This window comes from Rossellomorea aquimaris (assembly GCF_020172085.1).
Taxonomy (GTDB): Bacteria; Bacillota; Bacilli; order Bacillales; family Bacillaceae_B; genus Rossellomorea; species Rossellomorea aquimaris_E.
In genome coordinates, this window is the sequence record NZ_JAIVAT010000003.1 from 1043519 (window position 1) to 1057314 (window position 13796).

The 13796-nt window shown below is 43.0% G+C and carries 14 protein-coding genes and 3 other annotated features (1 of these 17 cut by a window edge); of the genes, 11 read left to right on the forward strand and 3 right to left on the reverse strand.

Annotated features, from left to right (window positions below):
• Positions 1-205: a binding site (T-box leader), on the forward strand; it begins 42 nt to the left of the window's first position.
• Positions 206-254: 49 nt separating this feature from the next.
• Positions 255-504: a binding site (T-box leader), on the forward strand.
• A 70-nt stretch (positions 505-574) separates the two neighbouring features.
• The 8 genes from trpE to LCL96_RS06195 all read left to right on the forward strand — a co-directional run bounded on the left by trpE (position 575) and on the right by LCL96_RS06195 (position 7298).
• Entirely contained in the window at positions 575-1972 is a 1398-nt protein-coding gene (gene trpE / locus LCL96_RS06160) for an anthranilate synthase component I (RefSeq protein ID WP_224940542.1), read from the forward strand.
• A complete protein-coding gene (locus tag LCL96_RS06165; protein ID WP_224940543.1) occupies positions 1969-2580 on the forward strand; it encodes an anthranilate synthase component II in 612 nt (203 codons plus the stop codon). Before trpE ends, LCL96_RS06165 begins: the two co-directional genes overlap by 4 nt.
• Positions 2552-3577 carry an anthranilate phosphoribosyltransferase gene (trpD, locus tag LCL96_RS06170; protein ID WP_224940544.1) on the forward strand — a complete coding sequence of 342 codons (1026 nt, stop codon included), beginning with the start codon at positions 2552-2554 and terminating at the stop codon, positions 3575-3577. Before LCL96_RS06165 ends, trpD begins: the two co-directional genes overlap by 29 nt.
• Entirely contained in the window at positions 3578-4366 is a 789-nt protein-coding gene (gene trpC, locus LCL96_RS06175) for an indole-3-glycerol phosphate synthase TrpC (protein ID WP_224940545.1), read from the forward strand. It abuts the gene before it with no gap.
• Entirely contained in the window at positions 4363-4968 is a 606-nt protein-coding gene (locus LCL96_RS06180; protein WP_224940546.1) for a phosphoribosylanthranilate isomerase, read from the forward strand. Before trpC ends, LCL96_RS06180 begins: the two co-directional genes overlap by 4 nt.
• Before the next feature lie 28 nt (positions 4969-4996).
• On the forward strand, positions 4997-6199 hold the full coding sequence (gene trpB, locus LCL96_RS06185; protein WP_224940547.1) for a tryptophan synthase subunit beta: 1203 nt from the start codon (positions 4997-4999) through the stop codon (positions 6197-6199).
• Positions 6192-6983, forward strand: a complete 792-nt coding sequence (gene trpA, locus LCL96_RS06190) for a tryptophan synthase subunit alpha (RefSeq protein WP_224940548.1) — start codon at positions 6192-6194, stop codon at positions 6981-6983. Before trpB ends, trpA begins: the two co-directional genes overlap by 8 nt.
• A 147-nt stretch (positions 6984-7130) precedes the next feature.
• Entirely contained in the window at positions 7131-7298 is a 168-nt protein-coding gene (locus LCL96_RS06195) for a hypothetical protein (RefSeq protein WP_224940549.1), read from the forward strand.
• A 99-nt stretch (positions 7299-7397) separates the two neighbouring features.
• On the opposite strand, the gene LCL96_RS06200 is transcribed toward LCL96_RS06195, so the two are convergent.
• Complete coding sequence (locus tag LCL96_RS06200; protein ID WP_224941313.1) at positions 7398-7985, reverse strand: class I SAM-dependent DNA methyltransferase; 588 nt, start codon at positions 7983-7985, stop codon at positions 7398-7400.
• A gap of 144 nt (positions 7986-8129) precedes the next feature.
• Positions 8130-8392: a binding site (T-box leader), on the forward strand.
• Between the two features lie 58 nt (positions 8393-8450).
• On the opposite strand from LCL96_RS06200, the gene metG reads away from it, so the two are divergent.
• Both metG and LCL96_RS06210 read left to right on the forward strand, forming a co-directional pair.
• Positions 8451-10094, forward strand: coding sequence for a methionine--tRNA ligase (gene metG / locus LCL96_RS06205; RefSeq protein WP_224940550.1), 1644 nt, complete (start codon positions 8451-8453; stop codon positions 10092-10094).
• 1 nt (position 10095) lies between these two features.
• On the forward strand, positions 10096-10584 hold the full coding sequence (locus tag LCL96_RS06210) for a metallophosphoesterase family protein (protein ID WP_224940551.1): 489 nt from the start codon (positions 10096-10098) through the stop codon (positions 10582-10584).
• 42 nt (positions 10585-10626) lie between these two features.
• Here LCL96_RS06210 and LCL96_RS06215 read toward each other — a convergent pair whose 3' ends face one another.
• A complete protein-coding gene (locus LCL96_RS06215; RefSeq protein ID WP_224940552.1) occupies positions 10627-11448 on the reverse strand; it encodes a GNAT family N-acetyltransferase in 822 nt (273 codons plus the stop codon).
• Between the two features lie 138 nt (positions 11449-11586).
• Complete coding sequence (locus LCL96_RS06220; protein ID WP_224940553.1) at positions 11587-12648, reverse strand: DUF3900 domain-containing protein; 1062 nt, start codon at positions 12646-12648, stop codon at positions 11587-11589.
• 148 nt (positions 12649-12796) lie between these two features.
• Between LCL96_RS06220 and LCL96_RS06225 the strand changes: the two genes are divergently transcribed.
• Entirely contained in the window at positions 12797-13780 is a 984-nt protein-coding gene (locus LCL96_RS06225) for a cation diffusion facilitator family transporter (protein WP_224940554.1), read from the forward strand.
• The last annotated feature ends 16 nt before the right edge of the window (positions 13781-13796 follow it).

Below are 13796 nucleotides of genomic sequence, written 5' to 3' on the forward strand. Positions count from 1 at the left end.
AGAGAGCTGGTGGTTGGTGAGAACCAGTGTGAGCGGTCTTAGGGAATGGACTTCCGAGCCTCCAAACCGAAACCACCCGGAGTAGGCTTTGGCGAATGTCTTATCGTTACAAAAGACGTGTATTCAAGCATTCTGCTTTGATACGATTGAGTGGACTGTTTATGACAGTCAACAAAGGTGGCACCACGGGTATCTCGTCCTTTACATGATGATGTAATGGAATATGAGATACCTTTTTTTTATAATCAAATATTGATAAATCGCTGATTAAGAGGAGTACATTCAAGTGATGCATAACAGGGAGTTAAGGATAGTGAGACCTTAGCATGATAGCTTGTCTGGAATGGACTTATGAGAGATGATCTGAATGAAGTAGGATTGTCCGGATTTCCACCGTTAAAAGGATAGAGTATCGGGTGATTACACCCCGTACTTGAATCAAGAGGGGATACATATATGTATCCCAACTAAAGAGGTGGCACCGCGGTCAGCATCGTCCTCTATGAACAGAGAGTTATGTTCATAGGGGACTTTTTTTATGGTTTTTAATGGAATGTTGAATTGGAGGCAAATAATGATGAAGCAACAGGAATTGAACTATGTGGTAAAAGAATTGAATGGTGATATGTTCACCCCAATTTCACTCTATCAATCGCTAAAGGGCAAGAAGAAATTTTTACTGGAGAGTTCGCTGAAACATGAACAATCGGGACGGTATTCTTTTGTTGGGAGCGATCCGTTTTTGGAATGTAAGGCATATGGAAATACGGTTCAGTTCAAGAAAATCAATTCAGACGAAATAGAAGAAAGGACTGGGGATCCTATAGCGATGATTCAAAACCTGATACCGAGACAGGACATACTCGATGCACCCTTTCCATTTACAGGTGGGGGGATTGGATACCTTGGATATGATGTGATCAGGCAGTACGAAGAAATCGGAATCACCCCCCATGATGAACTGGAAATGCCGGACATACACCTAATGTTCTATGAAAAAGTCATCGTTTTCGATCATCTCGAACATAAAGTATTCATCGTCGTCATGGATGAATGGATAGAGGGGGGAGGAGAAAATCTTCAAGAAAAAGTAGAGGAAATCGAGGATGAGCTAACCGATGTATACCTGCACACTCATAAAGAAAAATTGAAACGACTCTCCTTTACTGCACAAACATCAAAAGGAGAATTCATGGAGAAAGTTCACAGGGCTAAAGAGGCGATTAAAAAAGGAGAAATCTTTCAAGTGGTGCTTTCGCAAAGGCTTCAAGCCCCATTTTCAGGAGATCCCTTTTCTTTCTATCGAAGCTTGCGAAAATCAAATCCATCACCATATATGTTCTTCATCGATTTTGAAGACTATATCGTATTGGGGGCTTCGCCGGAAAGCCTGTTGAAAGTACAGGGGAAAGAGATCACCACAAATCCAATAGCAGGAACAAGACACAGAGGGAACACCGTGGTAGAAGATTTGGAACTAGAAAAAGAGCTTCTATCAGATGAAAAGGAAATAGCCGAACATCGCATGCTTGTCGATTTGGGCAGGAATGATTTAGGCAGGATCTGTACCATAGGTTCAATCTTTTTATCCAAGTATTTAACCATCGAGAGGTATAAATACGTGATGCATATCGTTTCAGAGGTGAAAGGGGAATTGAAAGAAGACGTCTCCCCACTAGAAGCACTGACAAGCTGCTTGCCTGCGGGGACAGTCAGCGGTGCACCGAAGATCAGGGCGATGCAGATCATCAATCAACTCGAGACCACCAAACGCGGCGTATACTCAGGTGCTGTCGGTTATATAGGGGTCAACGGAAATCTGGACTTTGCCCTGGCAATCCGAACAATGGTTCTGAAGGATGGCAAGGCAAATGTTCAAGCAGGCGCAGGTATTGTATATGATTCTGATCCTGAAAGTGAATATGAGGAAACATTGAATAAAGCAAAATCATTACTGGAGGTAACAGGATGATCTTATTGATAGATAACTATGATTCGTTTACGTATAACCTGTTTCAATATATCGAAGAGCTAGGAGAAGAAGTCATCGTTCGACGGAATGATGCCATCACATTGGATGAAGTAAAGAGAATGAATCCTTCTGCAATCATCCTTTCACCGGGTCCGGGGCAGCCGGAAAATGCGGGGATTTGCATCCCTATTATACAGAATCTTCACGCTAGTGTGCCGATTCTCGGGGTTTGTCTGGGACATCAGGCAATTGGAGCAGCCTTTGGGGCAAGCATAGAAATTGCCGGGAATGTGATGCATGGGAAAACTTCCCTTATCAAACATAATGGCAGTGGGGTATTCGAATATCTGCCTCAACCATTGGAAGTGATGCGATATCACTCATTGGTTATCAAGAAAGGGACTTTGCCGCAGTCATTAGAAGAAGTTGCTCACTCTATGGATGATGGCGAGATCATGGCCATCAAGCATATGAAATATCCTCTGTACGGAGTTCAATTTCACCCGGAATCGATCGGGACGAAAACGGGGAAGAAAATCATTGAGAATTTTTTAGAAGAGAAGAGAAAGGAGAATAACCGTGAAAAATTATCTACAATTACTATCTGAGGGTCATTCATTAGAGAGAGATGAGATGAGGACAGCGGTTCAACAATTATTCATGGAAGATACAACAGATAGTCAAATTGCAGGTTTCTTATCACTGTTGAAAATGAAGGGTGAAACCGTGGATGAAATGACGGGCCTCGTTGAGGTGCTTAGAGAGAAAGCATTGCCGATTACAAGCACTTTGAATGGTGTACTGGACAACTGTGGAACAGGAGGAGATGGGTCTCAGAGCTTTAATATCAGTACCACGAGCGCATTCGTATTGGCAGGTGCCGGTGTCAAAGTGGCAAAGCACGGAAATAGAAGCATCTCAAGCAAAACCGGGAGTGCAGATGTGTTGGAACAACTGGGTGTCTCCCTGGACTTTCAGGCGAATGAAATCGAACGTCTTCTGCAAGAAACCAATCTTGCCTTCCTGTATGCACCCCATATCCATTCGGGGCTGAAAAAAATCATGAAGGTAAGGAAGGAGTTGAAATTTCCGACCATCTTTAATCTTATAGGTCCATTAACGAATCCGGTTCAATTGGAAACCCAGCTGGTAGGTGTTTATAGAAGAGACAAACTAGAAACGATGGCGAAGGTTTTACATCAGTTGGGAAGAAAACGGGCAATCGTTCTGAATGGTGCAGATAACATGGATGAAGCATCACTTGCAGGGGAGAATCATCTCGTCTTGTTAGAGGATGGAAAGATCAGCTCATTTACGTTAACAGGAGAGGAAGTCGGCCTTCCTTCTTACTCCATCGAAGAAATACGTGGTGGGAATGCAAAAGACAACGCCCGCATACTACAGGACGTTTTGCGGGGGAAAGAAGGAGCTTATACTGATACCGTCCTATTCAACGCCGGTATCGCATTGTTCGCACATGGTAAAGCATCGACCTTCGCAGAGGGCGTAAAGTTTGCAAGGGAGAGCATTCAAAGCGGTCGTGCAGAAGATGCACTGTCATCTCTGATTCACTTCAGCCAACAACGACGAAAGCAGGTGATTTAATTGTCTACCATTTTAGAAACAATCATTGAAAAGAAGAAAAAAGAAGTCCAGGAGTTGAAACAAGCTGGATATGAGCTCTATCAGAATCAAGATATGTCTTCAAAATCTCTATTTGAATCATTAAAAACAGCAGATGTACTACAAGTAATAGCAGAAATTAAACGGGCCTCTCCATCAAAAGGGGATATCAGAATGGAAGTCGATCCGGTGTTACAGGCTGCTAAATATGAAGAAGCTGGGGCATGCGCCATCTCTGTCCTTACTGATACACCCTTTTTTAAAGGAAGGATGGAGGATCTTGCCGATGTGCGGAGAGCGGTCTCGATCCCGATTCTTTGCAAAGACTTCATCATCGATGAAATTCAAATTGATCGTGCCAGGGATGCAGGAGCAAATGTGATTCTCTTAATCGTTGCGGCCTTGGATCCCATCAGATTGAAAGAATTATATACTTACGCATCCTGCCTTGATCTTGAAATTCTTGTAGAAGTTCATAACGAAGATGAAATGAAGGAAGCATTAGATCTTGGAGCTACTATAATCGGAGTCAATAATCGGAATTTAAAAACGTTCGATGTGGATCTCCTCATTACTGAATCACTTGCATCCATGGTGAAGGGGAGAGAGGTTGTCCTTATTAGTGAAAGTGGAATAAGAGATGAAAAGGATTGCAGGCGAGTAAGTGATGCAGGGGCACAAGGAGTCCTCGTTGGAGAGACATTGATGAGGAGTGAACATACGGAATCGACATTATCATCCCTTCAAGTGAAAAAAGGTGTAATCAAATGACAAAAGTGAAGGTATGCGGTATCAGAACACTGGAGGAAGCCGAGTGGGCACTTGAAGCGGGAGCAGATGCCATCGGTTTCGTATTTGCCGAAAGTAAAAGGAAAATAGACGTGGAATCAGCAGCTCGTATCAGTGCGTCACTTCCTACACATCTATTGAAAATCGGAGTGTTTGTGAATGAAACAATGGATCGACTGGAAGAGATCTTTCACCTGGTGGATCTTGATTATGTACAACTGCATGGAGACGAATCAGTTCGGTTCTGCCACACTATCAATCTTCCATTTATCAAAGCGATCCCGGTGAAGGAAAAAGAAGATATTGCCGGAATGGAAGACTTCGGCGGTGAGATGATCTTGTTGGATAGTGGAAAGGGACCACATCGAGGAGGAAACGGGACAACATTTAATTGGGACTATACAGATTCAGTGATCACCCCTCAGCACCTGATTCTTGCAGGAGGATTGAACCCTGACAATGTGAGGGAGGCGATCACAAAGGTCCGTCCTTATATGGTGGATGTCTCGAGTGGAGTTGAAACCGATGGAAGGAAAGACCGGATGAAGATAGAATCATTTATCCGAGAGGCAAAATCAGTGTAAAGATAAAAGAATGAATGGAGGAAGTAAAATGTTGTATGCACAACCAGATCAAAAAGGCTTATTCGGTCAGTTCGGTGGAAGGTTCGTTCCTGAATCGTTAATGAAAGCCGTACAGGAACTTGAAGAGGCTTACGAGGAAGCAACCCAAGACGATGGTTTCCAAGAGAAGCTTCAAAGCTATTTAAAAGATTATGTTGGAAGGGAAAACCCTCTCTATTATGCGGAAAATTTAAGCAAGCAGTTAGGTGGGGCGAAAATCTATCTGAAGCGTGAAGATCTCAATCATACAGGAGCACACAAAATCAATAATACGATCGGTCAGGCCCTCCTCGCTGAAAGAATGGGGAAAAGGAAGGTCGTAGCTGAAACAGGAGCAGGGCAGCATGGGGTGGCAACCGCAACGGTTTGTGCGTTATTAAACCTTGACTGTGTCATATTCATGGGAGCGGAAGACATTCGTAGACAGAAGCTGAATGTATTCAGAATGGAGCTTCTCGGGGCGAAAGTGATCAGTGTCACTCAGGGCAGTGCCACTCTGAAGGATGCTGTCAATGAAGCTCTCCGTTACTGGGTCGCCAATGTTGAAGATACTCACTATATCATGGGGTCCGTATTGGGGCCGCACCCATTTCCGAAAATGGTCCGAGACTTCCAGAGTGTCATCGGAAATGAAACGAAAAAACAATTTTTCGAGAAAGAGGGGGGCCTCCCGAATGCCATAGTGGCATGTGTAGGGGGAGGGAGCAATGCCATGGGGATGTTCTACCCGTTCATTGATGACCAAGAAGTAGAACTATACGGAGTCGAGGCAGCTGGAAGCGGTGTTGAAACAGAAAAACATGCCGCTACCTTAACGAAAGGGTCTGTCGGTATCCTACATGGCAGCATGATGTATCTCCTTCAGAATGAAGAAGGGCAGGTGCAGGAAGCCCATTCAATTTCAGCAGGACTGGATTATCCAGGTGTGGGGCCCGAGCACAGCTTCTTAAAGGAAATTGAAAGAGTCCGTTATACGTCCATTACAGACACTGAGGCGCTGGATGCATTCAAACAATTATCCCAAACTGAAGGTATCATTCCGGCCCTCGAAAGCTCCCATGCTGTTGCTCATGCGGTGAAAATCGCTAAGAGCATGTCAATGGAAGAGTCGGTCGTCATATGTTTATCAGGCAGGGGAGATAAAGACGTTGAACAAGTAAAAGAATTAATGGGAGGTAGTCAACATGGGTAAGAGATTTTTGGAGAGCACCCTTCAAGCTGAATTGGATCAAGGAAATAAGCTGTTCATTCCGTATGTAATGGCGGGAGACGGTGGAATTGAATCCTTGATAGCAACCTTAAAGAAACTTGAGGATAGTGGAGCGACGGCCATTGAACTCGGGATCCCGTTCTCCGATCCCGTTGCAGATGGACCGACGATTCAAGAAGCGGGAAAAAGAGCACTGGGGAAAGGGACAACGCTTCAGCAGGTGTTCGACCTATTAATGAAGAGTAGAGCAGAAATCGGGATCCCCCTTATTTTTATGACGTACATGAATCCAGTTTACAAGTATGGTATAGAACGTTTCTTCGCGGCATGTAAAAAGGCGGGGGTGGATGGAGTCATCATTCCAGATCTTCCATTGGAGCACTATGAGCTGGTAAGTGAACCATCCAGAGAACAGGAGATTGCCGTTATTCAACTGGCCACGCTAACAAGTCCTCTTGAAAGGATCAAGGAACTGGCGTCAGTGACGGAGGGATTCCTGTATGCTGTTACGATAAACGGCATTACAGGAACAAGACAGGGATTTGCCGGCAATATATCCACTCACTTGAAGAAACTAAAGAATAACAGTACAGTTCCGGTTCTCGCTGGATTTGGGATATCCACTCCTGATCATGTACGCAAAATGAGTGAGAATTGTGATGGAGTTGTCGTTGGTAGCAGAATAATTGATCTTATTCAACAGAACTCCTTCGATGAAATCACGGAATTAATCAGCGCCTCCAAAGCGGGGACCCTCCAATCGTGAAATATATCATATTTGTAAAGAAATCAAGAAGTAGATGAACAGAATCTAAATGTATGTTAAATAAAGGTAAATAGCCTTCTATTACTCTGGAAAATCAGTATGATAGAGATGTAGTTGAACAAAGCATCATAACAGGAGGCTATGAAAATGAAAAGTATGAAGAAGTGGTTATTAATGTTAATGACAGCTCTATCAGTAGTTACATTTGCAGCCGGGTGCAGCAGCGACACAGAAGATGATAAAGGTACGGAAGAAAACATGGATGAAGAAAGCAACACGGATGAGAGCAATTCTGACGAAGGTTCTCAAGAGTAATAGAGTTCAGCCGGTCCTTAAGGACCGGCTGATTATTATTCATGATAGAAGATGCATCAATGTGGAAGCCTGCCAGGGTCGTCCCTTACAGATAAATCTCTATTTCACACACTTCACACACACAGTCAAAGCAGGCTTAACCTTTTTATACGAAAGTGCAATGTCTTTAAATCCTGCTTCCTGTAGAGCCTCAGAGATCTCTTTACCATACTTTTCGGCCCTGCTGTCCCGTTCTTCTTCTCCGCGTGGCTGGACGGTAATGAGCAAGGTACCTTCTGTTTTAAGCATATTGTAAATATGGCTGAGGGCTCGTTTCTTATCATTCCATAAAGGATAATTATTGACGGAAAAAATCCGGTCGTATTGAACATTCTCCATCTCGAATTCACTGATGTCACGAATAAACAGACGAACCATGTCTCTCTTTATGACATGCTCGTTCTTCTTTTGTGCGGTTTCTTTCATGGTTTCGGAAATATCGACACCATCTACGAGAGTTCGTGGGAAGCGGTTGGTAATCCGCCGGATACAATAGCCCGGTCCATATCCAACTTCAAGAATACGTTCACCATTTTTGATGTTCAATTGTTTAATCGACCAGTTATTTATTTTCCTATTATCTATCTCCATCACTTTCCCAACAACCCAGCCGAGAAAGCCTTTCGGACGTTTGAATTGCCTTTGCATCGAATACAACAGGGCATCACCTCTATTTAATGGATGGTACTTCAATAAAAATTTGTCCCTACTCTTTTCCACCAAACCCTGAAAATAAAACCTTCAAAAGAATGTTGCATTTTTTGGAAATAGTGGCATAATATAATCAAATTGATTTGTGCGTAGATGAGAAGAGTACCTTGTCAGTCCCCTTAAAAGAGAGCTTCGGATGCTGAAAAGAAGCAAGGGAACGGTCTTGGGAAGATGGTCTCGGAGCATTCTATTCGAACCTTCAGGGTGTAGGGTAGAACGGGGATGAGCGTCCGTTATCACTGCTACGGTATAAGGGTTGGCATACCCCGTACTTGTTGAGATAGCCTTGCGTGAGCAGGCTATGAACTAAGGTGGTACCACGAGCATAACCCCTCGTCCTTAGATGTCTTTTGATATCTACGGGACGAGGGGTTTTTTATTTATAGTGAGGAGGAAATGAATATGACTGTTTTTATAGGTGGGGCTTGGCCCTATGCCAACGGCTCCCTGCATTTGGGGCACATCGCGGGATTGCTCCCAGGGGATATCATTGCCCGTTATTATCGTTTGAAGGGAGAAGAAGTCCTTTATGTGTCAGGAAGCGATTGCAATGGAACACCAATTGGGATTCGGGCAAAAGAGGAAGGTGTCCGTGTAGATGAGGTAGCAGACCGTTATCATGAAGAATTTGTCCAATGCTTTCAATCGTTGGGATTCAGCTATGATGAGTATACAAGAACCGATCACCGTCACCATCATGAGGAGGTACAAAAGATCTTTACCATCCTATATGAAAGAGGGTGGCTGTATGAAAAGGAAGTAGAGCAAGTGTACTGCCAGCATGATAAACGATTTTTGCCTGACCGATTCGTGGAAGGAATCTGTCCGGTCTGCGGTTCAATCGCGAGGGGTGATCAATGTGATCACTGCTCGACTGTCTTGGATGCGACAGATTTATTGGATAAAAGGTGTAAATTATGCGGTCATGAACCAGTTCTCAAAACAACCACCCATTTGTACTTTGCGCTTTCCCGTTTTCAACAACCGCTACAACGATTATTGAATGAACATAAAGTAAAGTGGCGTGAGAATGCCGTCCAGCTTACCAGCCGTTATCTTAATGAAGGGCTAGTGGACCGCCCGGTCACAAGAGATTTAGAAAATGGGGTGGAAGTCCCGATTGAAGGCTTTCGTGACAAGAAAATCTATGTATGGATAGAAGCGGTGTGTGGATATTTGAGTGCATCAAAGAAATGGGCTGAAGAAGGTGTAGATAAGTGGGAAAGATATTGGAAAAAGGATACCCATGCTTATTATGTTCATGGGAAAGATAACATTCCATTTCATACTATTATATGGCCAGCGGTCCTTATGGGATTGAATGAAGAAATCACTTTACCGAATTACATCGTCTCAAACGAATATCTCACATTGGAGAAAAGAAAAATTTCGACAAGTCGAAATTGGGCTGTCTGGCTGAAGGACCTTCTAGCGGATTATCCCTCCGATACCATTCGCTATTACCTTACCATTAATGCACCTGAAAAGAGGGACGCCGATTTTTCATGGCGTGAATTTATTTACAGCCATAACAGTGAACTTCTAGGAGCATGTGGAAATCTTGTTCAACGCACGGTGAAGTTCTACCAGAAAGAATTCGGTAATGGTGTTACCTTAACCACTGTTGAAGAGATCGTGCAACGAAAAGTGGAAGAAACATATACCTCTGTTGGTGAATGGATTGAAGCAGGGAGTACACGTCAGGGGCTGGAAGAGGTATTCGAATTTATTCGATGGTCGAATAAACGTTTTGATGAACGAAAACCTTGGATAATGGTAAAAGAAAAGAGGGAGGAAGGGAAAAAAGTACTCGAAGAATTCCTCTACATCATAAGTAACCTTAGGAATCTCCTTGAGCCCTTTTTACCCTTCACCGCTTCTAAGATAGGAGGACAGTTAGGCATGTCCAATCAGCTCGAGTGGAAAAGTGTATCCCTGCCATTGAAGCTAACAATAGAAAAGACATCGCCTCTGTTTAACAGGATTGAAGTGGAATGGATTGAGAAGGAAAGGGAAAAGCTGAATGAAAAATCCGAAGGAGAATGAGATGAAGATAGTCATTGTGTCTGACACACATATGCCCAGGAAAGGAAGAGAACTACCTCGTACACTTCAGAAGGATCTTCTGGAAAGTCATCTTATCATCCATGGAGGAGATTTTCAGACCCTTGATGTATATAAAGAGTTTGCAAGGTATGGGGAATTGATTGCCGTTGCCGGAAATGTCGACAGCGATGAACTTCAATCGCTTCTCCCCAAAAAAAGGGTCTTTGAAGTGAAAGGACTTAAGATTGGTGTGACACATGGGGACGGAGTGGGGAAAACCACTGAAAAAAGGGCATTGGAAGCTTTTGAAGAAGATAATGTGGATGTGATCATCTTTGGTCACTCCCACATCCCCTTTTTACGCTTCATGAAAGGGGTTCTTCTGTTCAACCCTGGTTCTCCCACTGATAAACGTAAACTTCCTTATTATTCTCATGGCATTTTGATGATTGAAGATACTTGGAAGATTGAGCATAAATTTTATACTTAAATAGCACAGCGCCTGAAAATGGCACTGTGCTTCCTTACTTTATTATAATGGATAATGATAGTAATCTTGGCTGTAGAAGGTTTGAAAACCACTGGATTCGTAAAGTTTCAGTGCGTTACCATTGTTCGCTGCCACATCCAGGAAAATGTCACCAGTCCACTCCGATTCCTTCATCACCACTTGTGACAATGCTTTTCTCCCGATGCCCTTTCCCTGAAAGGAGGGGAAGATAGCAAATCCATAAATGAAGCTCTTTCCTTCTGTTCTATGAACTCTTATCTTTCCGACTGTATTTTCATTATATTGGATCATAAAATTACCTAAAGACTCTTCAAATAACCTTTGTGTGTAGGATGCAGCATCTGTTCGGACCATCCCGAAGCATTTTTCATCAAGGTCAATAATGGTTTCTATGTCGTGTTCATCAGCAGTTCTTAATCCTACAGTATCCGTTTCTAAGTCCAATCGTAACTGATTCCATTTCATTTCATACTCCGTAAAGTCGTATACGGCATTGGTGGTAGATACAAATTCCTTTCCCGAAGCCGATGACCCCGGAACATTAAGTAAGAGTTTGTTCACTGTACGATTCTCCAAAGAGATCAGTGCATTTTTGAACAGCTGTTGAAACAGATATTGACGTCGGAAATCCGGATGGATCATCCCACATAATTCATACGAATCCCCGAAACCATATAAACCTAAAAATCCAATCAGTCTGTTATCCTTATAATGCAAAAAGTCATCCTGATCGTTTTGGCGTTTTTTTAGCATTTCCCAGTTTAGTTTTAAGTGGATGTCTTCATGATTTTCGCAAATGTTCTGAAGTTCTTTGATATCTTGAAGTTGTTTGGTAGTAAGCATTTCTAATCCCCCGATCTCTTGCAGAATAAAGTATATTCATTCTAAATATTAGTTCACTATCCATGTATTGACAATAGGGTGATTAGACCAATGAGAGGAATATGATAAAGAAAAGCCATGAACTTCAATGGCAGAAGTTCACGGCTTTTCTTGTATACGCTGAATCACATCATGCAAGTCATCAGGCTTTAAAAATTCAAGAGGGGAGAAGCCTTTTTCAAACATGACCGATTCACTTTCAATCATCAAGATATAGCGACCGTTCACTTTGGCTAAGTGAACGATGTCACCGAAGTCTGAGAGAAGAGCTTTCACGGATACATGGTCAAGCTTCACTTTCAGTTCCACTTCAGGGGACTGCTCGACGATTTGAGAGGTGGCTTCAACCACTTGTTCAGTTGTGAACCGTTCCTGCAGTTCACGCTTCGGGCTGATTGCCCACTCTTCCACAGCTTCTTCAAATTCAACCCGTTCGTCGCTTTCTTCAGCATAGGTTTCAGAGATATGTTCCTTCACCATACCGTATACTTGTGATTTGACGATTTCAGGCATGGACTTTTCATACTCGACCCATTTCAGGAAATCTTCGAAGTATCTTGCGTGTGAAGCTTGATGAATTTTGATCTCCGCTGAATCCATCATACCTTCCTCCGGCATATACGGATATTGAATGGATTTCATATTTTTCGTGGTGATTGCCATCTCTACATTGTGAATCAGAGTGGCTTCATCCGTAATGGTCGCTACCTTTGGTTCAAAATCACATTTCATGAGGAACAAGAAGGGATCATCAAAAAATTTTGTCAGCTTTGCTGATGCCACCAGAAAGGCCCCGCCTCTGATGGCGCTGGTCTCTATGTACATTTGAACAAACTGGTCGCATGCTTCACGAAAAGCATCTTTATTCTCAGCGAAACGGGTTCGGTGAAATAAATTGTAGTTTGGATTGGATGTAAGCTCATGACCGGGTTCCACAACAAAACGGCCAATCTTTGTTGGAGCTGATTCTGACTTTGAATGCCTGTCTACCTTTCGTTTGACGATCTTCGTCAGTTCTCCGTCAAGAAAGCTTTTTAAAGGGCTTTCTTCATATTCAGAACCTGTTAGCGTTTGAAAGTGTTTATGTCGCTTATCTGCTTCTTCCCCTTTGCCTTCGACCTGTATTAAATAAAAGGAAAGATGCTGAATGGTGAAATCCATGGTTTGTACTCCTAACTAAATTTGAAATCTTAATACTCACTCTTTGTATCAGTATAGAAAAGCTCAAAAGGTTCGTCAATTGACTTATGAAAGTACTGACTTGAGAGATACTACCTATTAGGTTGAAAAATTGTAAGGGGTGAGCTTGATGAGTAATGAATCTTTTCTCTCATTAGTGAAAAAAGGCAATAAATCTTCTTTCTTTGCGATGGTGGGAAACGGGATCCTGGCAGTAGCAAAAGGGGCTGCATTTCTATTCAGTGGAAGTGGGGCCATGTTTGCATCCGCTATGCACTCATTAGCCGATTCAGTTAATCAGGGGTTTGTGTTCATCGGCAGCGTCCTTTCAGAAAAAAAGCCGACAGAAAAATTCCCTACAGGTTTTGGACGTGTCATCAATCTATTTTGTATGATTGCGGTCATCGTAGTGTCGGTCATGGCGTATGAAACAATACGTGAAGGATTTCATCTACTCAAGCATCCAGCAGAGGTTAAAGGGATCTGGATCAATGTGTCAGTGCTGCTGTTAAATATCATCATTGATGGAACGATACTCTTTAAAGCCATGAAGGAAATCGGTAAGGAAGCACGAGTGGAGAGCAGGGGAGCAGGAATTGTCACGGATGCGTTTAAGCATGTAAAAAGGGCTGCTCCACCAACAAGGCTTGTATTTTATGAAGACCTGGTAGCTGTATCGGGAGCTATTCTTGCAATGATAGCGGTAGTTGTCTCCTATTTCACCACGTTTCAACTCCTGGATGGGATCGTGACGATCGTAATTGGATTTCTGATGGTGGGGGTTGCCTTTCGGGTGGGGTATGATAATATGGTCGGTCTGATTGGAGTTGCGGCTCCGAAGGAAGTAGAAGACAGGATTGCCGCTGCCATTTTTGAACATGAAGCAGTCATTGATATCTTCAAGCTGAGGATCATCCAGGAAGGGCGCTATTACCATGTAGAATCATATCTTGAATTGAAGAAGGGAATGCCTCTTTCAGAAGCGGATGATATTAAGTTTGCCATTCAGGAAAAGTTAATAGCCGATCCTGATATTGCTGATGTTACGTTGGGAATCATTGAGGATGATGGGATTCAGGAGTGGAAAGGAAGACATGCATCTGAAATGTCATAAGAAACATCCGGCTGAA

Coding starts and splice junctions, on each gene's coding strand:
- trpA (WP_224940548.1), top strand. CDS start 6,192: ATGGGTAAGAGATTTTTGGAGAGCACCCTTCAAGCTGAATTGGATCAA.
- metG (WP_224940550.1), top strand. CDS start 8,451: ATGACTGTTTTTATAGGTGGGGCTTGGCCCTATGCCAACGGCTCCCTG.
- LCL96_RS06200 (WP_224941313.1), bottom strand. CDS start 7,985: ATGCAAAGGCAATTCAAACGTCCGAAAGGCTTTCTCGGCTGGGTTGTT.
- trpE (WP_224940542.1), top strand. CDS start 575: ATGATGAAGCAACAGGAATTGAACTATGTGGTAAAAGAATTGAATGGT.
- LCL96_RS06210 (WP_224940551.1), top strand. CDS start 10,096: ATGAAGATAGTCATTGTGTCTGACACACATATGCCCAGGAAAGGAAGA.
- LCL96_RS06195 (WP_224940549.1), top strand. CDS start 7,131: ATGAAAAGTATGAAGAAGTGGTTATTAATGTTAATGACAGCTCTATCA.
- LCL96_RS06215 (WP_224940552.1), bottom strand. CDS start 11,448: ATGCTTACTACCAAACAACTTCAAGATATCAAAGAACTTCAGAACATT.
- LCL96_RS06165 (WP_224940543.1), top strand. CDS start 1,969: ATGATCTTATTGATAGATAACTATGATTCGTTTACGTATAACCTGTTT.
- LCL96_RS06180 (WP_224940546.1), top strand. CDS start 4,363: ATGACAAAAGTGAAGGTATGCGGTATCAGAACACTGGAGGAAGCCGAG.
- trpB (WP_224940547.1), top strand. CDS start 4,997: ATGTTGTATGCACAACCAGATCAAAAAGGCTTATTCGGTCAGTTCGGT.
- LCL96_RS06225 (WP_224940554.1), top strand. CDS start 12,797: ATGAGTAATGAATCTTTTCTCTCATTAGTGAAAAAAGGCAATAAATCT.
- LCL96_RS06220 (WP_224940553.1), bottom strand. CDS start 12,648: ATGGATTTCACCATTCAGCATCTTTCCTTTTATTTAATACAGGTCGAA.